Here is a 21,061-nt window from a genome sequence, read left to right on the forward strand (position 1 = left end):
GGCGGCGGCTTGTGGGGTGTCGATGAGCGCGCCGATGGCGACGCTGCCGGTGTGGCCTGCCGAGGTTCCGGTTCATCCTGCGGCGGAGCTGTTTCCGTTGATGGCGGGCGCCGCATTCGCCGAGCTGGTCCGCGATATCGCCGAGCACGGGTTGACCGAGCCGATCGTGCGCGATGCGGACGGCCGGATCGTGGACGGGCGCAACCGGTATCGGGCCTGCGCCGAAGCCGGTGTGCAACCCGACTACGTGGTGTTCACCGGGGAACCGTGGCGCTACGTGGTCTCCACCAACCTGCACCGCCGCCACCTCACCGACAACCAGCGGGCCGTCATCGCCGCCAAGATCGCCGAGCGGGCCAGAGGCGAGCGGGGACCTGCTCGCGATCCAAAAGATGTGCCCGATGGCACATCTTTTGACCGCCCGCCGAGTCGGGAAGAAGCCGCGGACCTGCTCAACGTGTCGCTGCGGCAGGTCTCACGCGCACGCCAGGTCGTCAAGCACGGCACCGAATCCCTCCAGGCCGCAGTGGAGTCGGGCACGGTGCCGGTGACCACGGCCGCCCGGGTCGCGGCCGAGTTGCCCCCGACCGAGCAGGACGCGTTCGTCGCGGCGGCCAACGAGGCCAAGGCAAGTCCACGCCCGCCCGTCCGCGATGACCAGATCCCACATCGGGCGTCACCCACAGCAGAACCCACTGCCCCCCGTGCGCAGGGGCGTCGGCGGCCGTTGACCGAGGACGCGGTGAAGGCGGCGCAGGCGTTGGACGCGGCGATCCGGCGGTGGGAGCGGCTGGTGGGTGATGACCGGTGGGCGGACAACCGGGTTCGGGTGACCGAGACCTGCGGGTGGGCGCTCAACCGCGCCGCCGATGTGCTGACCGCGATCAAGGAGAACCGGACACCATGACCACGAACAGGAACAAGACCATGAGCACTCCCGCCCGCGCGAGCAGGCCGAAGGCCGAGTTGATGGCGGTCACTCCGGAGATGGCGAAGGCGTGGTTGGCCGAGACCAACACCCACAACCGGTCGCTGCGCCACTCCGCGGTCGCGGCCTATGCCCGGGACATGGGCGCCGGTCGGTGGCGCACCAGCGGCGAGGCGATCAAGTTCGCCGCCGATGGGACGCTGCTCGACGGGCAGCACCGGTTGGCCGCGATCGTCCGCGCCGGGGTCACGGTGTCCACGTTCGTGGTGTTCGGCCTGCGCCGCGACGCCCAGGACGTCATGGACTCCGGGCGCAAACGCAGCGCCGGGGACGCCTTGCAGTTGTCCGGAATGCGCAACGTCGGTCGGGTCGCCGCCGCAGCCCGGTTGGCGCTGTCCCGCCGCGACAACCACCCCCTGGGCGGCGGCGGGTACACCAACGCCGAGGTCCAGCAGTTCGTCCGGGACAACCCCGACCTCGCCGAAGCGGTCGAGCTGATGGGCTCCACCGTCCGCGGCCTCCGGTTGACCCCCAGGGTGGGCGACTACTGCTTCTGGCTGTTCTCCCGGCTCGACCCGGACGCGGCCTATGAGTTCTTCACCTCCCTGGGGCAGTTGGTCGGCCTCACCGAGGGAAACCCGATCCTGACCCTGCACCGACGCCTCTCGGGCCACTACGGGGCGGCGCGGCGGATCAGCGTGGAGGAACAGCTCTCCCTGGTGATCCGCGCCTGGAACCACTGGCGGCAAGGGACCACGGTCCACAAGCTGCTCTCCATCAGCCGCAGCGGCACCGTCGCCATCCCCGACCCCATCTGACCCACTGTGCTGCACGTGGCCGCCCGCGCACGCGGGCGGCCTCTTTCCGGGCGCGCATCGCCCGCACACCAACGACTTTCTCGGGCCTTGTCGCCCGCACACCATATGAATGGGGGTTCTCCCGTGGCGCGTGATCACGCCCGCCTGTACCTGAGCATCTGGACCGACGAGGACTTCCGTGTCCTGTCCACCCCGGCGAAGCTGCTCTACCTGCACCTGTGCTCCCAAGACAAGCTCTCCTACGCCGGGGTGCACAGCCTCACCCCGAAACGCTGGGCCAGAGCACACCCCGACCTCGGCGTGGAAGGCGTCCGCGCCGCCCTGGGCGAGCTGGACGCCGCCCGGTTCGTCGTCATCGACCACGACACCGAAGAACTCCTGGTCCGCTCGTTCATCCGCCGCGACGAGCTGTGGCGGCAACCCAACATGCTGCGCGCCGCCCTGCGAGTGGCCTTCGAGATCGAGTCCCCGATCCTGCGCGCGGCGCTGGCGGCCGAACTGCTGCGCCTCCCGGCCGAGATCACCGGACCCGCCCCGGCCGTGGCCGCCCGCGAACTCGGAACCACTGCCGCGACGCTGCCCGCCGGCGTCAAGGCCGCGTTCGACACCCGCCCCCGCCGCACCTGCCCACCGACCACCACCACGCCCGACGCCCCCGCCGAGATTCCCGAGGTTCCGCGGGCAATCGAGCCTGCTCGCACCCCTTCGCCGACCCCTTCCGGGAACCCTTCGCCGAACCCTTCGGCGATGGACCTGGGAGAAGGGAGTAGGGAGCGGGAGACTGGAGAACCCCGTCTTACGTTGGAAGATCAAGGGGGTGTCCCCGCGCGCACCCGCGTGAGCGCGCACTCGCGCGAGGCGGCCCCGGTGCCCGATGAGCGCCAGGCCGACGCCGAGCCCGTCTCGGCGCGGCAGAGTCGCCGGGTCGAGGCCGAGCGGCTGGTCACCGTCCACACCCCGGCCCAGCCTCGCCGCGTGCGGGACCGGCTGCGCGGCGAGGTGATCGGCCTGCTCGCCGAGGGCGTCGAGCCCGCGGTCATCGCCGCCGGACTGCGCGCCTGGTCCTGCAAGCGGCTTCCGGTGTCGTGGCTGCCCGAGCTGGTGGCCGAACACCAGCGGGCCGCGGTCGTGGGCGCCGCACCCGAGCAGCGGGCGCGAGCCGTCGCGGCGGCCGAGGGCATCGAGCGGATACGGGCCGACGCGATCGCCGAGGACGACCGTTCCCCGGTCGGGCTGGCTGTGCGCGAGCTGCCCGCCCATGCCGACCCCGACACCCTCGACGCGGTCCTGGCCCACGCCCTGGCCGCGACCATGGCGTTCGACGGCCGGGGCGAGTTGGCGCGGGCTCGGGCATGAGCCGCGAGCCTCTGCCACCGCTGACCCGCACCGAGGTGCGGGCGCTGCTGGCCCACTACCGGGTCACCGGACTCACTCCACCGACCGACGCCCAGGTAAGCACCTGGTTGCGGGAACTGGCCGGGCACAGCGCCGGGGAATGCCACGCCGCGCTGACCGCGCTCCAAGCCCACCACCACGGCCGCATCACCCCCGACGACGTCGTCCGGCGCATCGCCGCCGCCCGCGCCGCCCCGGCCGCAACCGGCAGCTTGGCCCCGGTCGTGCCGATCCGCCGCCGGGACCGCCGGGAGCGGGCCGCCGCGATGGCCGCTGGTGCCCGGGGCATCGCCGCCGTCTACGCGGCCATGGGCTGGCAACGCAACCCCGACCATGCCGCCGCCCGTCGTGTGCCGTGCCCGTTCTGCAAGGCCCGACCCGGCGAGGTGTGCTCGCCGCTGACCCGGGACCGGGCCGGACGGCGCGAGCACCGCGACCGGGCGACCCGGATGCACCCCTCGCGGCTGGCCGCCGCCCCACCCACCCGTCCCGCAGCAGCGCCAACCGTGGAGACGACCCGATGACCCGCACCCTCCGCAACCACGACCACCACCTCGACCACGGCGACCAGGACTACGGCGGCGACGACCGGCCCGTGGTGGACCCGGTGGCGGCGCGGCTGATGTTCGACGCCGCCGTCGACCAGCTCACCGCCCCCGGAGTCCAGACCATCACCCGCGACGACGGCACAGGCGAACGCGGCCTCGTGCCATGCCTGCTCGACCAACTCGCCGCTGCCACCCGACCCGGCAGCGAACGAACGGGCGGCACCGCGTCCGGTTCCCGCCCGCCCGCGTCGATGAACGCGCTGGCCGTCGTCGCCGAGATCGGCACCACCATGCGCCACGCCCTGGCCGCCCTGGGCCACGACCTGTTCGGACCCGCCCCCAAAACGGCACTGTCCACACAGGTCCGACTCTGGGCCTCGCACGCAGAGCACTGGCAGCACCACGACCCCGACTACCTCCACCACGCCGCCACCGAGACCCAGCGGTGGGTCACCGCGGCCCGCGCCGTCATCGAACCCGAACCCCGCTACCGGCTGCGCGGACACGCCTGCCCCGTCTGCGCCGAGACCACCGTCCACGTCTGGTCCGATGTGGAGTCCGACTGGGTCCGCCAACCCGCCCTGTCCATCGACACCGACCGCGTCGAAGCCGTCTGCGGAGCCTGCGCCACCACCTGGGGCCTCGATGTCTGGGCGCAGCTCGGCCGCATCCTCCACACCCAACACCAGGAGACGCTGCACCTCGACTGCGAATAAACACCCGATCATCGGTTGACCAGCCACACCGTCCCTGCCATACTGGGGCGGCTCGGCGGAGCTGTACCCAAACGCCAGCCGAGAAACCCCAAGGCCCACCCTCACGGCGGCCCGCCTGCGCACTCCCCCTTGCGCGGCGGGCCGCCCCCTTGTGTGCGGGCGGCGGCGGACGCGACCGGACGCCCGGTCCCGCCGTGCCCACCGATGACGGCCGCGAGCGATCCCGCCCCGCCGCCGCCCGCACACGCCCCCTGTCCTCGACCCGAAACAATTCCGCCGATTCCCTCCAATTCACCGTATTGCCGGTTGTGAAAATGATGCGAATTGCTCGAATAGCGCCGGTGACCTTTGTTGCTTTAATAATGATTGCTTTATCCGGAAATGCCGCCGGATGATGAATGGGCAAGCCCCCGAAAAACAGGCCCGTGTGGGCCGTGGGGGATTCCGCATCATCTGTGGAGGGTGTTTCCTCATGTCAAGGATATTGGGCAGGCACAGAGGCATTCCGCCTCAAGTCCGCCGCACCGATGGCCCCGGGGTCGGCGACCGTGTCGGGTCCCGGGCCGGTGAGACCGAGCACTGGAGTGTGCCGGAACTCGCCCGGCACCTGGTGACCGAGCTGCACGAGCAGTTCGGGCTGGTGGTCTCCGCCACGGTCTACCGCTACCGGATCGACGCCCCCTGGATCATCGACGTCCAAGCCCACGGCCTGCCCGAGGGCGACCTCGACGACACCCCGACCGGGGCGGACCGGATGGTCGACCGGATCGTGAGCTGGATCGACGCCTACAACGAGCAGCGCGACGGCGTGCCGCGCTTCGCAGGTCCCAACGTGGTCCTGCTACGGCAGTTCGAGCGCCACAGCCCCCGACCGGGGCGGGTCAGCGTCCGCCGCTACCACCTGCGCCACCCGATCCAGCGCCGCCTGGCCCGGCTGCGCTCCTGGCTCGCCGGGAGCCTGCTGTGACCCACACCCATGACACCGCCGGGGACCCGGTGGTCCTCGACTGCGCGCAGTGGGCGTTCGCCAACCTGGTCGCCCTGCGCTCGATGGGCGATTTCCCGCCGGAAATGACCTTCCGCGTGCACCTCGTGCAGCCCCCGAAAGACGACGTGGCGTTCATCGTCACCGTCGCCGGTCTGGCCGACGCCGCGCTGCTACGGGGACCTGCCACCCCGGAGTTCGCCCTGGACGAGCCCGTGGGGCTCTCCGACCTCTCCCCGGCGGCACGCTGGTACTGGAACGAAATCTGCGACAACGTCGCCTTCCATATCCCCGGCGACGACAAGGGCGAACTGGCCTTTCAGTTCGAGGTCCAGTTGCTCACCGAGGCCCAGGCCGAACACGCCCTGCGCACCCACCCGGACGAGGGCATCCACCCCGACGGGGGGTACCTGTCATGACGCCCCCGACCACGGCCTTCGGCGGGGACGGGCAGCCCCCACCCCTGATCCAGGCCGCCCACCAGGTCTACGCGCTGCTGGCCCTGGAGCAGTCCTTCGGCTCGATCCCCGCCCACGCCCAGATCAAGGTCCTCGCCATCGACGGCACCCAGCTCGCGGTCGCGGTGGCCGCGCTCGGCGACGAGTTCCTGTTCGGCCCCGCCGCCCCGGTTCCCGAGGGGCCGCCGCCGTTCCCGGCGCACCGGCTGACCCGGGCGGCCCTGGCCCTGTGGCGGGTGATCGAGCACGCCGTCACCGCCGTCCTGCCCCGCCACGACGACCGGCCGGTGTTCCCGGTCGAGGTCTGGTTCGAGACCGACGCCCACACCCGCGACACCACGGGTTTCCCGCCCGGGGTGTACAGCATCGAGACCGTGGAGGACCGGTGACCACACCACCCGTGATCATCTGCCGGACCTGCGACACCGCCCTGGACCGCCACACCGACGACCAGGGGGCGTCCTACCAACACACCCTGGCCGCAGGCCCGGTCGACCACGACCCGGTGCCGGTGCAGGCCCCACCCGACTGGCGCGGCAAGTGCGACTTCTGCCTCGACACCGCCGAGTTCGTCGTGCCCGCCCGGGACTTCACGGTTCCCGGCCTCGATCGTTACATGAGCCTGGGCAATTGGGCCGCCTGCTCGGCGTGCGCGCTGCTGATCGGGGCCAACCGGTGGACGAACCTGATCAACCGCGCCGCCGCGACCCACCACCGCCGCCACGGCACCGAGATCAACGAGGCCACCAGGACACACCTGGGGCGGCTCTACCGCCGCCTGCGCGCCAACATCACCGGCCCCATACGCCCGATCGGAGAGCAACCATGACCGGGCCATCCACACCGCACCCGGCCACGCACATCGGGTGCCATGTGTTCACCTTCGGAACGGATCGCTGGTGCGTCACCCTCGCCCAGGAGCTGATCGCAGCCGACCCCACCGCCGCCGAACCGCACCCACACGTCGGGATCGGCGACCTCGGGGTGTTCCTCGGCGGTCTGGTGCGGATCGACCCCGACCACGCGATGACCCGAGACCTGTCCCTTCCGCTGCTGATCGCTCCCCTCCCAATCGGTCAGGGAAGCGTGCACGTGCTCATCGACGGGTGGCACCGGGTGTACCGGGCGCTGTCGGAAGGGCTCACCGACCTGCCCGCCTACGTCCTCACCGCCGCCACCGAGCAAGCCGCGCGCTACCCGCTTCCCCACTACCCCCGAGGACCACGATGACCGCGACCATGTGCGTCAACCACCCCGACACCCCGGCGGCCGTGGTCGCGGTCCACGCCAGTGACCAGCTCGGCGCGCGGCTGTGCCCCGGGTGCGCCACCTGCACCGACCCCGCCTGCGGCAGCCTGGGCGTCATCCTCGACACCGAGCACGCCGAGCCCTGGTGCCACCCGCACAAGGGCGAGGCGGTCTCCGGCCCCGAGCTGGTGCCGGTCGACTCCGACCGCCACCGCGCCCTGACCGGGCAGACGGGCAGGCCGTGATGCCACGTCCGGAGCAGGACCCCGGCGCCAGCGACGAAGCCGCGGTCGAGGCCGCGCGGGTCGAGCTGTACCGGCGGCTGTTCGGCTTCGCAGACCCGCCCCGCTACCGCGAGCCCGGCACCGACCAGGTGCGCGAACGCCTCGAAGCGGACATGCTCCGCCTGGCCGCGATGCCCCCGGCCGACCTGATCGCCGACCCCGACGCCATGGCGACTCTGTTGGAGATCAGCGATCACCAGGGCTGGGACGGATGAGGTCCGCTCGACAAGATCCCGGCCTGTCCGGCAGGATGGACCACGCCTTTCAGGTTCTCTTGGCAAATTGAGCCATAAGGCACGTGAGGGCTCGGCGGTGCACCGCCGAGCCCTCACCCATTCCCACGACTTCCCATTTCCGCAGGTCAAAGAATTGCTCGCGAATACGCGAGAATGCGCGCCATGGGTCGATACTCTATTCGTGTGATCCCATTCCGGAGATGCCCGAAAGTGCTGGACAAGGGCCGCCGACCCGGTAATGTTGGGGGTGCCAAGAGAACCGCCCCGCCCGATCCGGGTAGGGGCAGAAACCCCCCTGAAAGGCTCTGTAATGGCTCATTTGATTGAGATTGGGCAGGATGGCACTGCCGCTTTTGTGTCCGCCAACACTCCGGCATGGCACCGGTTGGGGACCGTGGCCCCCGGCCCGATGACCACCACCGAAGCTCTGAAGCTGGCCCGCCTGGACAACTGGAATGTGTCCATGGAACCGCTCATGGCCCTGCCCACCGGGACCATCTGTGTGGAGTGCTCCGCCGTGCTGGACAGCCAGCACGACGACATGTGCTCGGTGGGCGACCACGAGGGCCTGGACGACACCCGCACCGTCACCAAGGACGACTGTGTGAACCCCGTGATGGTCCCTCATCACCGGGCCGTGGTGAGGACAAACCCGTTCACCGGCAAGCGGGAAACCCTGTCCGTGGGTGGTCTGGAGTACACCCCGATCCAGAACGAGACCATGGCCGAAACACTCCAGGCGATCCTGGATGAGTCCGGGGCCATTGTGGACACTGCCGGGTCACTCCGTGATGGGCTGGACACCTTTGTCACCGCCCGGATGCCCGAAGGAATCCTCGTGGGCGGGGTGGACGCGGTGGAACTGCACCTGGCCGGATTCAACTACTTCCAGCCCGGGAAGTCCTCCGAGTTCCTGATCACCCCGGTCCGGGTGGTGTGTGCCAACACCCAAGCCGCCGCCCTGGGCAACCACAAAAGCCGCTGGGCCGTCCGGCACTCCCCGAATGCCCCGGCCCGGATCTTGGAGGCCCGCGAGGCGCTGAAACTCAGCTTCGACTACCGGGATGCCTTCGCCGACGAGGCGGAGAAGATGCTCAAAGAGCAGTTGACCATCCGGGAGTTCGAGAAGGTCTGCCGGGAAATCTGGCCCCAGCCCGCCGGGGAAGCCCCACCGGTCGTGAAAGAGCGCGACGACGCGCTCATGGGCACCCTCAAGAAGCTGTTCCGAGGGGACACGAACGCGAACATCATCAAGGGCAAGACCGGAACCCACTGGGCCGGGTACCAGACCATTGTGGAGTACATCGACCACCACGCCGCGATCATCGGCGGGGGTGAGGACTCCGCCCGCATCCGGGCTGAAAGGGCATTGCTGGGCAAGGATGCCCCCGAGCGGAAGCAGAAGGCTTTCAAGCTCTTGCAGGTGGCCTGACATGGACCCGACAACCACATGGGCACTGATCAGGGGCATGGTGGAAAGCTGGTATACCGGGAACGGAAGCCTGAGAGACTTTGACCGGTTGGCAGAGTTGGTCACCGGGCTGGATGAGGGGCTGACCCGTGGAGACCACCTGCCGTCCCAGTGGACCGCCCCCGGGTTTGATTTCCCGGAACCGCACTGGGAAGAGTGGCTGATGGTCCCGGTGACCGACCCGGACCGGACTTTGACCGTGATCCGGGAACATGTCCGGCATGGGCAGCCACAGGAAACCGGCCGGGTGTTGGCCCTGCTGGCAGGGCTGGACTACTGGATCAACTGCCAGTGCAACCACCTCCCCCGGGACTGGACCACCGAGTAGTGAGCACCGCCCCCTCAGCCCCCACCCGCCCGGGTGGGGGCTGAGGCCTGTTCCCCCGCAAGCCCACACAGAGGCTGGTGACCCGCGTGCCTGCCCGCGCCCTGCGCCCGTGTTCTCGTCCGGGCTGCCCGAACCTCACCGGCACCCGGGGACGCTGCCCCGGGTGCCGCACCCGCGCGCGCCGCGCCGGGGGAACCTCGGCCGAGCGCGGCTACAGCGCCGCGCACCGCTCCCGCTTCCGCCCCGCCGTGCTCACCCGGGACCCGTGCTGTCGCTGCGACCTGCCCGACTGTGCACACCACCCGGGCCGCCCTTGTGGCCGTCTGTCCACCGTGGCCGATCACTGGCCGCTCACCCGCAGACAGCTTGTGGCCGCAGGGCTGGACCCCGACGACCCGGTGCGGGGGCGGGGGCTGTGTGCCCGCTGCCATGCCCGTGCCACCGCCACCGACCACCGCACAACCGGGGGGTGGAACACACCATGACCGCCCCCGTTGACCGCCTGCCGCCCCTCCCACCGGCAGGCCACCGGATCACCCCGGCCGGACCGGTCCGGCCGCAGGCACCCGCACAGCCGCCCCCAGGGGGGACACCCCCGCACCCGCCCGCAGGGCACAAGCCACTGAGGCTTGTTTCCGCCTGGTCAGGTTTCCGGGACGGCTCAACCCACGTCACCCGAACCATCGGCGGCCGGGGTGGTCCTGGTGATCAGCTTGCCCACCCCGGTGTGGCTCATCTCGATCCGCCCGCCGATGGCCCGATGCGAGGCACCGAGAGCTTTCGCCTGCCGGACAAGGGATTCCTTCTCGTCCCGCCACGCGGCCTCCTGCTCGGCGGCCTGCTCCAAGCGCTCGAACACCCCGGCCAGCTCCGCGTCACGCGCGGCGATCGGATCGGTCACCACCCGATGGTAACTACGTTCCCAGCCGGTAACCCGGTCACCACCACGAAGGGAGGTGCCCGTGCCGATCACCATTGACGGGATCACCCCGTCACAGCAGATCCGGGAACAGCTCGCGGCGGAGGGGAAACCGGTTCTGCTCGGGTTCTCCCGGGGCAAGGACAGCCTGGCGGCGTGGCTGGCGATGCGCGAGGCCGGGATCACGGTGGTGCCGTATCACCTGTACCTGGTGCCGGGTATGCGGTTCGTCGACGAGGGCCTGAAGTTCTACGAGGACTTCTTCGACACCCGGATCGTGAACCTTCCGCATCCGACGCTGTATCGGTGGCTGAACAACTTCGTCTTCCAGCCCCCGCACAGGTGCGCGATCATCGAGGCCGCGCAGCTCCCGGTTCCCAACTACGAGGACATGGCCCAACTCGTCCGCGAGGACTTCGACCTGCCGCAGGCGTGGAACGCCGACGGGGTGCGCGCGGCGGACTCCCCGCATCGGCGGATGGCGATGGTCACCCACGGCCCGTCGCGCGAGCACCTGCGGCGGGTCTCGATCGTGTGGGACTGGCGCATCGCCGACGTCCGCGCCGCCCTCGCGCGGCACCGCTGCCCGCTGCCTCCGGACTACCAGTGGTTCGGCCGCAGCTTCGACGGCCTCGACTACCGGTTCATCAAACCGTTGATGGACCACGCCCCCGACGACTACGCGCGGCTGCTGGAGTGGTTCCCGCTCGCCGACCTGGAGATGTTCCGCCGTGACCTCACCCCCTGACCCCGCAGGCAGCGACCCGAACAGCGACCTGCTGTCCCAACTGCAAGCCAGCGCGGCGCTCACCGGACCGACCTCCCAAGACGACCTGCTCGCCCAACTCAACGCCGAGCCCGAGCCCGACCCGTTGGCCGACGTCGAGTACACCGGAGACCTGGAGACCGACTCCACCGCCGAACTGGACGCCCTCGCCAAGGGCTTCCGGGAACGCACCAAACGCGAGGACGACCGGTTCCGGCTGGCCACCGACTCCGAATACTGGTTCGCCGTGTGCTTCAAATCCCGTGAGGACAAGGAAGCCTTCCTCCGCGCGGCCCGCCTGTTCGCCCTCGGCGACAAATACCTCGACGGCTACGCCGTCGCCCACACCCTCGACATCCCCATGCCCACCAAGGACGACGACGGAAAGGAGTGACCCATGCGTGCCAGACTCGCCGCCGCCGCAGCGGGCGTGCGCCGCGCCCTGTCCCGCCGCGCCGCCAGCTTCCGGGGCGGCAACAGCGGTGGCAGCCCCCAACAGCGCTAACCCCGGGCAACCACTCGACGCCGGTCACCGGGCACCAGGAAGGAGGCGACGATGGGCAAGCGAGGCCCGGCCGCCAAGCCGACCGCTCTGCGCGTCCTGCACGGTGACCGGCCCGACCGGATCAACACCCACGAGCCCGCCCCACCCATGCAGGACATCACCTGCCCCGACTGGGCAAGCGACGCCGCCCGCGCCATCTGGGCACGGCTGGCCCCCGGCCTGATCGAACGCCGCGTGCTCACCCCATGGGACACCGACGCCTTCCTCGTGCTGTGTGAGGCGTTGGCCCGCTACCGGGCCGCGACCCAGCTCGTCAACGGCTCCGCACTGCTGGTCCAAGGCGGGTCCGGACTGATGAAGAACCCCGCGTTGCAGGTCCAAGCCGACGCCGAGCGCACGTTCCTGACCTTCGCCGCCCGCTTCGGCCTGACCCCGAGCGATCGGCAGGCGATCAAGGTCGAGGTGGCCGATGGCGACCACGACCGCGCAAACCGACTCCTCAGCTAACAACCGCCGCCGCGTGAGCGGCGCCCGCACCACCGCGACGGCCCGGCCGCGCACCCGCACCGCGACGCCCCGCACAACCACCAAGGACAAGCACGGGGCGCGGCTGCCGGTGTGCGGCCGGGTCTTCGACAACCGCACCTGCCGCAAACGCGGTGAACACTTCTGCGCGCCTCGCGCGGATCATGCGCAGGCGTTCGCCGAGGAAGTCTGTGTCCACACCAAGGACCGGTGGGCGCGGCTGCCGTTCATCCTCGCCCCCTGGCAACGCGAGGACATCGTCCGCCCGCTGTTCGGCGAGGTCCGCTGGGACGACGAAGCCCACTGCTATGTGCGCCGGTTCCGGATCGCGTGGATCGAGATCGCCCGCAAGAACGGCAAATCCGAACTCTTGGCGTTCGTCGCCCTCTACATGCTCTGCGGGGACGGGGTGGAATCCGCCGAGATCTACGGCTGCGCCCGCGACACCGACCAAGCCAAGCTCGTGTTCAACGTCGCCGCCCGCATGGTCCGCTTGTCCCCGGTGCTGCGGCGTCGGCTGCGGGTCATCGAGCACTCGGCGCGGATCGTGGACGAGAAAACCAACTCCGTCTACACCGTCGTCCCCGCAGACGCCCTGGGCAACCTCGGCTCCAACCCCTCCTGCGTCATCTTCGACGAGGTCCTGACCCAACCCAACGGCGACTTCTGGACCGCCATGCGCACCGGCATGGGCACCCGCCTGCAACCCCTGCTCATCGCCGCCACCACCGCGGGCAACGACCCCACGTCCTTCGCCAAAGCCGAACACGACGAATGCGCCCGGATCGCCGACAATCCAGACAGGGCGCCGCACCGGTTCGTCTACCTGCGCAACCTCCCCGAAGACGCCGACCCCTGGGACGAGACCAACTGGCACTACGCCAACCCCGCCCTCGGCGACTTCCTCTCCCTCGCCGCACTGCGCGAAGAAGCCCTGGAAGCCCGCAACGACCCGGCCAAGGAAAACAGCTTCCGCCAGTTCCGGCTCAACCAATGGGTGGCGCAGTCCACCCGGTGGATGCCGATGCACCTCTACCTCGTCTGCACCGGCACCCCCACCGACCACCCCGCCCAGCTCCGCGAACAACACGCAGGCCGTCCGGCGTGGGGCGGGCTGGACCTGGCGTCCAAGCTGGACCTGACCGCGTGGTGCCTGATCGTCCCGGACGGCATCGACGGCCACCCCTCCGCGCTCTGGCGGTTCTGGCTCCCGGAAACCGGTATCGAGTTCCTGGACCAGCACCTGGACGGCCGCGCGTCCCGTTGGGCCGAGCAGGGCTGGATCACCGCCACCGAGGGCGAGGTCATCGACTACGACGTCATCGAGAACGAGATCACCGCCGACACCGGTCTGTTGCGGGTCGCCGACATCTCCTATGACGAGTGGTCGGGCGAGCCTGTTCGCCAGCGGCTCGAACGCCGGACCGGGGCGCCGCTGTTCCCGGTGGCGCAGACCTACAAGGGCATGACCCACGGCATGACCGAGTTGATGGCGCTGACCAAATCACGCGGTTGGTCACACCACGGCAACCCCGTCGCCGAATACTGCTTCGACTCCGTGGAGGTCCGCCACCCACCGGGCGAGCCGGACCTGATCCGCCCGGACAAGCCGGAGCGCGGCAAGACCGGCAAAAGGATCGATGCGGTGCCCACGGCCGCGATGGCGGTCGGCGGGTGGCGGCTGCGCGGGCAGAAGCCGCGCAAGTCCGGGCGCATGGTCGTCACGGGCTGAACTGATCGTTTCCGCAGGTCGACCCCAGGGACGCGGTCATGCCGCTCCCGGGATCACGTGAGAACCAGGAGAACACAAGGTATGAGCACGTCCACGATCGTCCTGCCCGAGCGCACCTTCACCTTCGGCGAACGGCCGGTGCGCGCGGTCGTCCGTGACGGAGACCCGTGGTTCGTCGCCGCCGACGTGGCTGAGGTGCTGGGCTACACCCGGACCTCGAACGCGATGCGCCACGTGGACCCCGAGGACTACCTCATCCTCTCCAGCGACACTGTTTCCCCAGGTCAGCCCGAGTACTCGCTTTTGCAGCTCTCGGGCGTGGGCAACCTGCGCACCACCTTGGCCTTGGTCAACGAGTCCGGGCTGTACTCGTTGATCCTGCGCAGCAGCCGCCCGGAGGCGCGGGCGTTCAAGCGGTGGGTCACCGCCGAGGTGCTGCCCGAGATCCGCCGCACCGGCGGCTACGGCCTGGCCGTGCCCACCACACTGCCCGAAGCGCTGGAGCTGGCAGCCGCGCAAGCCCGCCAGCTCGACGCCGCCCGCTCGCAGTTGGCCGAGGCCGAACCCAAAGTCGAGGCGTTCGACGCCTACCTCGACGCCCACGGGACGGTGGCGATGGGCGCGGTGGCGAACATGCTCGGCGTCGGCCGCACGACCCTGTTCGCCCGGCTGCGACAGGCCGGGATTCTGCAACGCCAGGACAACCGCCCCTACCAGCGCCACGCCCACCACTTCCGGGTCATCGGGCACACCCGCCCACACGCTTACGGCGACCGCATGTCCTACACCATGCGCGTGCGCCCGTCCGGGGTGGACATGATCCGCCGCATCCTCGCCACGGCCACGGCCACGGCCACGGCCACGGCCACCGACACCACGACACCCGAACCGGCCCGGCCCCTGTGGTGACCCGGGCCGGACCGACGTCGACCAGGGGGCCGCCATGGCGCTGCCCGCTCTCACCCTGCCCGAGACCACCTGGTTGCAACGGCTGTCGTCCCAACACGACGCGCAGATTCCCGAGCTGGAGTTGCTCGACGCCTACTACGAGGGCGAGCAACCCCTGTCCTACATGCACCCCGAGCTGCTGCGCCGCCTCGACGGCCGCGTCCGCCAGGTCGTGGTGAACTGGCCCGAACTCATCGCCGACAGCCTGGACGAGCGCCTGGACGTCACCGGGTTCCGCCTCGGCGGCCGGGACGCCGCCGACCGCGACCTGTGGCGGATCTGGAAGGCCAACCGCCTGGACCTGGCATCGCAGCAGGCGCACATCGACGCGCTGGTGATGGGGCGGGCGTTCGCGATCGTCGGCACCAACGAGGCCGACGGGTCCACCCCGCTGGTCACCGTGGAATCGCCGCTGGAAGTCCACGCCGAGATCGACCCGCGCACCCGCAAGGTGAGGGCCGCGCTCAAACGCTGGTACGACGACGAGGCCGCCCCGGGCACCTCCAGCCAGGTCGCCACCCACGCCACCCTGTACCTGCCCAACGAGACGATTTGGTACACCTCGCAGGACGGCGGGGCCGCCTGGGTCGAGGATCGGCGCGACGCCCACGGCATGGGCGAGGTCCCGGTGGTGCCGCTGATCAACCGCCCCCGCACACGCCGCCGCCGCACCAAACCCGCCACACTCGGGCGCTCGGAGCTGGCGTCGGTGATTCCGCTGTCGGACGCGGCGTGCAAGATCGCGACAGACATGATGGTGTCCGCGGAGTTCCACGCGATGCCCCGCCGCTACGCCCTCGGGTTCGAGCAGTCCGATTTCGTGGACGCGCAAGGCAAGCCGCTCACCCCGTGGCAGGCGGTGGCCGGGGTCCTCTGGGCCAGTCCCAAGAGCCCCAAGGACGACGGTGTCGCGGTCGGGCAGTTCCCCGAAGCCGACCTGAGCAACTTCCACAACACGCTCAACGCGCTGGCCCGGCTGACCTCGTCGCTGTCCGGGCTGCCGCCGCACTTCCTCGGCTACAGCACGGAAAACCCGGCGTCGGCAGACGGCATCCGCTCATCGGAGGGCCGCCACATCAAACGCGCCGAACGCCGCCAACGCTCCTTCGGGGACGGGTGGGAACAGGTCATGCGCCTGGTCCTGCTCGTGCGCGACGGCCGTATCCCCCCGGAGGCGCTGCGCATGGAATGCCAGTGGATCGACGCCGCCACCCCGACATTCGCCGCCCAAGCCGACGCCGTCACCAAGCTCTACGCCGCCGACAAACTACTGCCACGTCGGGCATCGCGGCGGGCACTGGGCTACTCCGACGCGCAGATTCGGGACATGGAGGCCGAGGACCAGCAGGCTTACGCCCGCGTCGTCGGCGGCGACCAGGCCGCCGAGTACGGCCCCAAACCCGACCCACAACCCGAGTCGGACGAGGACCAGGCGCAGGCGCAGTCGCAGGCGGACGAGCCCGCGGCCCGGGTTCCCGCTCCGGGCCGCCCGCAGGCCCCGGTGTTCCTCGCGGCCGGGGGTGCGCGGTGACCGCCCCGACCGCCGCCCATGAAGCCGAGGTCTACTCGTCCCAGCAGTACGCGGTGCGCCACGCCGTCCAGGGAGCACAAGACGCCTGGTCCCACCTGAACCCGAGGGATCTGGTCGGGTCGTGGGAGACCGAGGTCCGCCCCAGGGCGGTGATCGCAGCCGAGGAAGCCCAGATCACCGCCGCCGCGTCCGCGGCGCCCTACGTCGCCGCCGCGCTGCTCGCGGCCGGGGCGGTCTCCGCCCCGCTCGGGCGGGTGGTGGCCGGGGCGTTCGCGGGGTTCGCCTCCAACGGCCTGCCCCTGCGCGCCCTGCTGGACTACGTGCTTGCCTACCTGCACCGGGCACTCGGGTTGGGCATGGCCCCGAGCGAGGCCCGCGCCCTGGGCTTGGCGCGGCTGTTGACCTACGTGTCCACCGAGGTCGGTGACGCGGGGCGGATCGCGGTGCAGACAGCGATGATCGCCGAACCGCAGGTGGCCGGATACGAACGCATCGTCCGACTCCCGGCCTGCGGGCGCTGCGTGATCCTCGCCGGACGCCTCTACCGCTACAGCGAAGGATTCCTCCGACACCCCCGCTGCGACTGCGGAATGCGCCCGGTCACCCACGAGCAGTGGGAGACCGAGAACCCCCACAACCACCCCGACGCCCTGTTCGCCCGCATGAGCACCGCACAACAAGACAAAGCATTCGGCACAGGCGACGCCGCAGCCATCCGCGCCGGAGCCGACATGGCCCGCGTGGTCAACGCCCGCCGCGCCGGGGCCGTCTACGTCGCCGGAGGACGCGAACTCACCCGGGAAGCCACCACCCTGCGCGGCGTCGGCCGCGAACTCGGCGACGTTGCCAAGCAGCAGGGCCGCCGCTACCGGGCCAGCGGCACCGCGCGCCCCACCGCCGCCCAGATTGTCAACAGCGCCGACGATCGGACCGAGCTGGTCGCCCAGCTTCGCCGCTACGGCTACCTCACCGGCTGATCACTAATGCGGCCCGCAGTAACGCTTACTTCGTAACGTTACGCGGAAAAAGGCTTTTTTTGAAAGCGCGAAAGATGCCGCGCCGACGGTTGGTACGTACATACGTATCTACGGAGATACGTATCAGAACGACCGTTTTTTTTGTTCGCCGGGGAAGGATCGACTGGCCACCCGGCCGCACCTGCGGCCAGTGCCGTGCAGGTCAACCAGGTGATTTGCCATGGAGTCGGCGGCCAGTCGATTCCGGCTAGCACCTGCGCCCCGCCTGTCAGCGCGAGCAGCACGGCTACCGCGTGCGCGCGGCGGGGGCGAATCATGCCGACCATTGTGCCGGCCCTTCGGCCAAATCACATGGCCGCGTGCCGCCCATTCCGACACTCCGGAAAGGAGACCACCCGATCGTGTCCGATACTCCACCCGACCCCACTTCTGCCGCGCCTGTCGAGCCCGCTTCGCCCGAGGGCGGCACCGCCCCGCTGCCCGCGCCTGCGGGCGCGGGCAGCGAGCCGGACTACAAGGCGCTCTACGAGGCCGCCCGAAACAAGATCACCACCGCTGAGAAGGCCGCCCGCGAGGCCAGGGCGAAGGCCAAGCGCCTCGATGAGATCGAGGCCGCGCAGCAGTCCGAAGCGGAGAAGGCCGCCGCGCGGGCGAGCGCGGCCGAGAACCAGGTGGCCGCGTTGCGGCGCCGCGCCGTGGACGCGGAGATCCGCGCCGCCGCGACCGGGTGGGCCGACCCCACCGACGCCCCCCGGTACCTGGACGACCGCGACCGCTACGTCAGCGAGTCCGGGGAGATCGACACCGCCGCCATCGCCGCCGACCTCGCGGCGGAGTTGGCCCGCCGTCCGCATCTTGCCCGTCAGGACGGCGCACGCCGCCCCGCGCCCGACCCCTCGCAGGGGGCGCGGCAGAACGGCCCGGCCGGGCTCGACGCACAGATCACCGCAGCCGAGAAGGCGGGCGACTGGGCTGCGGCCATCGCCTTGAAGAACCAGCGCCTCGCGCAGATGCCAAAGGCGAACTAGCACCGGCGGCCACGCCGGAACCCCCTTGCACTGAAAGGAGAAACCCCTTATGCCTGGTGTGGCCGCTATCGCCAACACCTACAACGCCCCGAACTTCGTCGGGGAACTGTTCGCCCTCACCCGACCCGACACCCCGTTCCTGTCCGCCATCGGCGGCTTGACCGGCGGCAAACGCGCCAACGGGGTGGTGCACACCTGGTCGGTCTACGACCTGCGCGCCCCCGACCCGAACCGGCAGCGAGTCGAAGGGGCCGACGCCCCCGCCGCCGAAACCCGAGTGCGCGGACAGGAGCGCAACGTACTGGAGATCCACCAGGAAACCGTGGGCGTCACCTACTCCCGCCAAGCCGCGCAGACCATGTTCGCGGGCACCGGATCGGCGAATCCGAACGCCGCCGCGATCGGCGGCGCGAACGCCGTGGACAACGAGATGGACTGGCAGACCCGCCAAGCGCTGATCCAGATCAGCCGCGACGTGGAGATCTCGTTCCTCACCGGAACCTTCCAGGAACCCTCCACCAACAGCACCGCACGCAAGACCCGGGGCATCCTCGCCGCGACGACCACCAACGTGATCACCAACGCCACACCCGCGCCGCTCACGGAGAAGGTGGTCCTCGACCTGCTCCAGAAAGTGTGGGAGAACGGCGGCATCCAGATCTCGGAGACCGCCACGTTGATGTGCGGGGCATGGCAGAAGCGGATGCTCACCACCGAGTTCGTGACCAAGAAGAACTACCAGGAGCAGTCCCGCAACGTCGGCGGCGTCGCGGTCTCCACGATCGAGACCGATTTCGGCTCCCTGAACGTGATGCCCAGCCGATTCATGCCCGCCGACACCGTCCAGGTCGTGAGCCTCGACCAGTGCGCCCCCGTGCTCCTGGAGACCCCCGGCAAGGGATTCCTGTTCTCCGAACCACTGGCCAAGACCGGCGCGATCGACCGCGCCCAGATCTACGGCGAGATCGGCCTGGAGTACGGCCCGGAGATCGCCCACGGCAAGATCACCGGCCTCACCACGGCCGCCGAGTAAGGAGACCCGCGACCGTGAAGTTCACCAGCACCGTCCACCCCGAACTCGTCGTCCACGACCTCGGTGTCGTCTTCCACCACGGCGAGGCCGAAGTCACCGACAAGGCCGCCATCGAAGCCCTGCGCGCCCTGCCCCCATCCCTCGGTGTCCGCGCCAGCGGAGGCCGCCCACCCAAAGACCCCACCACCACCTGACCGACCCAGCGTCACCCCGGCCGACTCGTGGGAGAGGGGCGGCCCGTGACCGTCCCTCTCCCACCACTGGCCACCGTCGTCGACGTCCAATCCCGCACCGACGTGGAACTGACCCAGGCGCAGCAAGCCCGCGCCGCCGTGCTCATCGCCGACGCCTCCGCCCTGGCCCGCGCCCGGGTGGTCCCGTTTCCGGACCCGCCGCCGGAGACCGCGGTCGGGGTGATCTGCACGGCGGTGATCCGGGCGTTGGCCGCGCCGCCGGACGGGAACAAGTCCGAGACCGTCGGCGGGCACACCCGCGTGGCCGCGCACGAGGGCGGCGGGCTCTACCTGACCGATGACGAACTGGACCTGCTCCGCCCGGCCGCACCGGGCGGGGTCGGGGCGTTCTCCATCTGGACCGCGTAGAGGGGGTGCGCGATGCAGTTCCCGCACGAATTGACCGTGATCACCCCGGTCGAGGTTCCCGACGACTACGGCAACCCGACACCCCGGCTGGACTACGGCCCGACCGCGCCTCGCCGTGTGGTGTGGGCCAACGTCCAACCGGTCGGGTCCAGCGAGCCCGCCGCGCCCGCCCGCACTCCGGTGGTCACTCGGTGGCGGGTGTTCACCTTCGACCCGATCGGCGCGCGGGAGCGGGTGCAGTGGCGGGGCCGGGTGTTCGAGGTCGACGGCGAACCGGATGTGTGGGCACCGCGGTTCGGCCGCGCCCACCACGAACTGACTCTGCGACACGTGGAGGGCTGATGGCTGCTGTGGAGGGGTTCGAGATCGACCGGGCCGGGGTCGCCGAGATCCTGCGCTCTCCGGAGTTGGCCGCCGCCGTGCGCGCGCTCGGCGAGCAGGTGGGCGCCGCCGCCCGCGCCCAAGGCCACACAGTCACCAGCGGCGAACCGCTACCGATCGAGGTGTTCGACGACCCCCGCCAGGACCGCGCCGGAACCACGGTCGCGGTGCGCCACCCGGCCGGGGTCGGCATGGAAGCCCACCACGGCGTCCTGCGACGCGCCGCCGGAACGGTCGGCCTAGACGTGGAGGGCCTACGCGAGTGACCGGCCCTGTTCCGGTGCCGGTGGACGTGGTCGAACTGGTGGTGCGGGTCCTGCGCCGCCTGCTGGCCGAGCACCCCGACACGGTGACGATCAAGGTCTCGACCGAGACCGGCCGGGGCCACGATGGTGGGCCGCCGTCGCTGCCGTGGCTGCTCATCACCGAGGACACCCACACCTGGGCCTGGCCCGCCCTACAGCGCAGCGTGGTCCGGTTGACCTGCTGGCACCGCACCGACCACGCCGCCAAAGCCACCCTCAACCACGTGATGGGCCTGCTGTGCGCCCGTCCCGCCCCGGCCCCGCTGCTGCACACCGAACCCGTCTCCGCCCCACTGACCGGGGACGACCCCTACACCCGCGCGCCGCTGGCCACCGCTGCCATCGCCGTCCACGCGCGCACCCCCACCACCTGATCCTGATCCGGAGGTCACCT

Annotated in this window: 29 protein-coding genes; 28 read left to right on the top strand and 1 reads right to left on the bottom strand. The window is 70.5% G+C overall.

Translation table 11 applies throughout. The features are described 5' to 3' along the window. Positions 1–22 precede the first annotated feature (22 nt). The 14 genes from BLS56_RS03295 to BLS56_RS03360 all read left to right on the top strand — a co-directional run bounded on the left by BLS56_RS03295 (position 23) and on the right by BLS56_RS03360 (position 9,415). Positions 23–907, top strand: a complete 885-nt coding sequence (locus tag BLS56_RS03295; RefSeq protein WP_139190484.1) for a ParB/RepB/Spo0J family partition protein — start codon at positions 23–25, stop codon at positions 905–907. Next, positions 904–1,746, top strand: a complete 843-nt coding sequence (locus BLS56_RS03300) for a hypothetical protein (protein WP_091448012.1) — start codon at positions 904–906, stop codon at positions 1,744–1,746. Before BLS56_RS03295 ends, BLS56_RS03300 begins: the two co-directional genes overlap by 4 nt. 123 nt (positions 1,747–1,869) lie before the next feature. After that, the gene (locus tag BLS56_RS03305) at positions 1,870–3,102 is read left to right on the top strand and encodes a hypothetical protein (RefSeq protein WP_091448014.1); all 1,233 of its coding nucleotides are present in this window, start codon (positions 1,870–1,872) and stop codon (positions 3,100–3,102) included. Further along, positions 3,099–3,665 (top strand): zinc finger domain-containing protein, encoded by a 567-nt coding sequence (locus BLS56_RS03310; protein ID WP_091448015.1) that lies wholly within the window; start codon positions 3,099–3,101, stop codon positions 3,663–3,665. The genes BLS56_RS03305 and BLS56_RS03310 overlap by 4 nt, the downstream gene beginning before the upstream one ends. Beyond that, entirely contained in the window at positions 3,662–4,405 is a 744-nt protein-coding gene (locus BLS56_RS03315; protein ID WP_091448017.1) for a DUF7341 domain-containing protein, read from the top strand. The genes BLS56_RS03310 and BLS56_RS03315 overlap by 4 nt, the downstream gene beginning before the upstream one ends. A 472-nt stretch (positions 4,406–4,877) precedes the next feature. Next, positions 4,878–5,372, top strand: coding sequence for a hypothetical protein (locus tag BLS56_RS03320; RefSeq protein WP_139190485.1), 495 nt, complete (start codon positions 4,878–4,880; stop codon positions 5,370–5,372). Further along, entirely contained in the window at positions 5,369–5,809 is a 441-nt protein-coding gene (locus BLS56_RS03325; RefSeq protein ID WP_091448020.1) for a hypothetical protein, read from the top strand. Before BLS56_RS03320 ends, BLS56_RS03325 begins: the two co-directional genes overlap by 4 nt. Continuing rightward, the gene (locus BLS56_RS03330) at positions 5,806–6,237 is read left to right on the top strand and encodes a hypothetical protein (RefSeq protein ID WP_091448021.1); all 432 of its coding nucleotides are present in this window, start codon (positions 5,806–5,808) and stop codon (positions 6,235–6,237) included. Before BLS56_RS03325 ends, BLS56_RS03330 begins: the two co-directional genes overlap by 4 nt. Next, positions 6,234–6,677 carry a hypothetical protein gene (locus BLS56_RS03335; RefSeq protein WP_139190486.1) on the top strand — a complete coding sequence of 148 codons (444 nt, stop codon included), beginning with the start codon at positions 6,234–6,236 and terminating at the stop codon, positions 6,675–6,677. The genes BLS56_RS03330 and BLS56_RS03335 overlap by 4 nt, the downstream gene beginning before the upstream one ends. Then, on the top strand, positions 6,674–7,078 hold the full coding sequence (locus BLS56_RS03340; RefSeq protein WP_139190487.1) for a hypothetical protein: 405 nt from the start codon (positions 6,674–6,676) through the stop codon (positions 7,076–7,078). The genes BLS56_RS03335 and BLS56_RS03340 overlap by 4 nt, the downstream gene beginning before the upstream one ends. Further along, positions 7,075–7,341, top strand: a complete 267-nt coding sequence (locus BLS56_RS03345; RefSeq protein WP_091448026.1) for a hypothetical protein — start codon at positions 7,075–7,077, stop codon at positions 7,339–7,341. The genes BLS56_RS03340 and BLS56_RS03345 overlap by 4 nt, the downstream gene beginning before the upstream one ends. Further along, positions 7,341–7,595 carry a hypothetical protein gene (locus tag BLS56_RS03350; RefSeq protein WP_091448027.1) on the top strand — a complete coding sequence of 85 codons (255 nt, stop codon included), beginning with the start codon at positions 7,341–7,343 and terminating at the stop codon, positions 7,593–7,595. Before BLS56_RS03345 ends, BLS56_RS03350 begins: the two co-directional genes overlap by 1 nt. 331 nt (positions 7,596–7,926) lie before the next feature. After that, positions 7,927–9,048 (top strand): DUF932 domain-containing protein, encoded by a 1,122-nt coding sequence (locus tag BLS56_RS03355; RefSeq protein ID WP_139190488.1) that lies wholly within the window; start codon positions 7,927–7,929, stop codon positions 9,046–9,048. A gap of 88 nt (positions 9,049–9,136) precedes the next feature. After that, positions 9,137–9,415 carry a hypothetical protein gene (locus BLS56_RS03360; protein WP_139190489.1) on the top strand — a complete coding sequence of 93 codons (279 nt, stop codon included), beginning with the start codon at positions 9,137–9,139 and terminating at the stop codon, positions 9,413–9,415. 661 nt (positions 9,416–10,076) lie between these two features. On the opposite strand, the gene BLS56_RS03370 is transcribed toward BLS56_RS03360, so the two are convergent. Next, entirely contained in the window at positions 10,077–10,316 is a 240-nt protein-coding gene (locus tag BLS56_RS03370; protein ID WP_139190491.1) for a hypothetical protein, read from the bottom strand. A 61-nt stretch (positions 10,317–10,377) separates the two neighbouring features. Between BLS56_RS03370 and BLS56_RS03375 the strand changes: the two genes are divergently transcribed. The 14 genes from BLS56_RS03375 to BLS56_RS03440 all read left to right on the top strand — a co-directional run bounded on the left by BLS56_RS03375 (position 10,378) and on the right by BLS56_RS03440 (position 21,041). Continuing rightward, complete coding sequence (locus BLS56_RS03375) at positions 10,378–11,082, top strand: adenine nucleotide alpha hydrolase family protein (protein WP_228771310.1); 705 nt, start codon at positions 10,378–10,380, stop codon at positions 11,080–11,082. Beyond that, positions 11,066–11,494 carry a hypothetical protein gene (locus tag BLS56_RS03380; protein ID WP_091448037.1) on the top strand — a complete coding sequence of 143 codons (429 nt, stop codon included), beginning with the start codon at positions 11,066–11,068 and terminating at the stop codon, positions 11,492–11,494. Before BLS56_RS03375 ends, BLS56_RS03380 begins: the two co-directional genes overlap by 17 nt. A 162-nt stretch (positions 11,495–11,656) precedes the next feature. Beyond that, positions 11,657–12,112 carry a phage terminase small subunit P27 family gene (locus BLS56_RS03385; RefSeq protein WP_091448038.1) on the top strand — a complete coding sequence of 152 codons (456 nt, stop codon included), beginning with the start codon at positions 11,657–11,659 and terminating at the stop codon, positions 12,110–12,112. Beyond that, the gene (locus BLS56_RS03390) at positions 12,075–13,862 is read left to right on the top strand and encodes a terminase large subunit (RefSeq protein WP_228771311.1); all 1,788 of its coding nucleotides are present in this window, start codon (positions 12,075–12,077) and stop codon (positions 13,860–13,862) included. The genes BLS56_RS03385 and BLS56_RS03390 overlap by 38 nt, the downstream gene beginning before the upstream one ends. Positions 13,863–13,943: 81 nt before the next feature. Then, entirely contained in the window at positions 13,944–14,771 is an 828-nt protein-coding gene (locus tag BLS56_RS03395) for a BRO family protein (RefSeq protein ID WP_091448040.1), read from the top strand. Positions 14,772–14,805: 34 nt separating this feature from the next. After that, positions 14,806–16,341, top strand: a complete 1,536-nt coding sequence (locus BLS56_RS03400) for a phage portal protein (protein ID WP_175482643.1) — start codon at positions 14,806–14,808, stop codon at positions 16,339–16,341. Then, complete coding sequence (locus BLS56_RS03405) at positions 16,338–17,318, top strand: VG15 protein (protein ID WP_091448042.1); 981 nt, start codon at positions 16,338–16,340, stop codon at positions 17,316–17,318. Before BLS56_RS03400 ends, BLS56_RS03405 begins: the two co-directional genes overlap by 4 nt. A 401-nt stretch (positions 17,319–17,719) precedes the next feature. Beyond that, positions 17,720–18,346 (top strand): hypothetical protein, encoded by a 627-nt coding sequence (locus BLS56_RS03410; protein ID WP_091448044.1) that lies wholly within the window; start codon positions 17,720–17,722, stop codon positions 18,344–18,346. A gap of 49 nt (positions 18,347–18,395) precedes the next feature. Further along, positions 18,396–19,379, top strand: coding sequence for an SU10 major capsid protein (locus tag BLS56_RS03415; protein ID WP_091448045.1), 984 nt, complete (start codon positions 18,396–18,398; stop codon positions 19,377–19,379). A gap of 14 nt (positions 19,380–19,393) precedes the next feature. Continuing rightward, a complete protein-coding gene (locus tag BLS56_RS03420) occupies positions 19,394–19,573 on the top strand; it encodes a hypothetical protein (RefSeq protein ID WP_091448047.1) in 180 nt (59 codons plus the stop codon). 45 nt (positions 19,574–19,618) lie between these two features. Continuing rightward, positions 19,619–19,981 carry a hypothetical protein gene (locus tag BLS56_RS03425; protein WP_091448048.1) on the top strand — a complete coding sequence of 121 codons (363 nt, stop codon included), beginning with the start codon at positions 19,619–19,621 and terminating at the stop codon, positions 19,979–19,981. A gap of 12 nt (positions 19,982–19,993) precedes the next feature. Beyond that, positions 19,994–20,323: a phage head completion protein gene (locus BLS56_RS03430; protein ID WP_091448050.1), complete on the top strand. Its 330-nt coding sequence runs from the start codon at positions 19,994–19,996 to the stop codon at positions 20,321–20,323. Then, positions 20,323–20,628, top strand: coding sequence for a hypothetical protein (locus BLS56_RS03435; RefSeq protein WP_139190492.1), 306 nt, complete (start codon positions 20,323–20,325; stop codon positions 20,626–20,628). Before BLS56_RS03430 ends, BLS56_RS03435 begins: the two co-directional genes overlap by 1 nt. Next, positions 20,625–21,041, top strand: coding sequence for a hypothetical protein (locus BLS56_RS03440; RefSeq protein WP_091448053.1), 417 nt, complete (start codon positions 20,625–20,627; stop codon positions 21,039–21,041). Before BLS56_RS03435 ends, BLS56_RS03440 begins: the two co-directional genes overlap by 4 nt. Positions 21,042–21,061 lie beyond the last annotated feature (20 nt).

This window comes from Actinokineospora iranica, from assembly GCF_900101685.1.
In the GTDB taxonomy this organism is placed as follows: Bacteria; Actinomycetota; Actinomycetes; order Mycobacteriales; family Pseudonocardiaceae; genus Actinokineospora; species Actinokineospora iranica.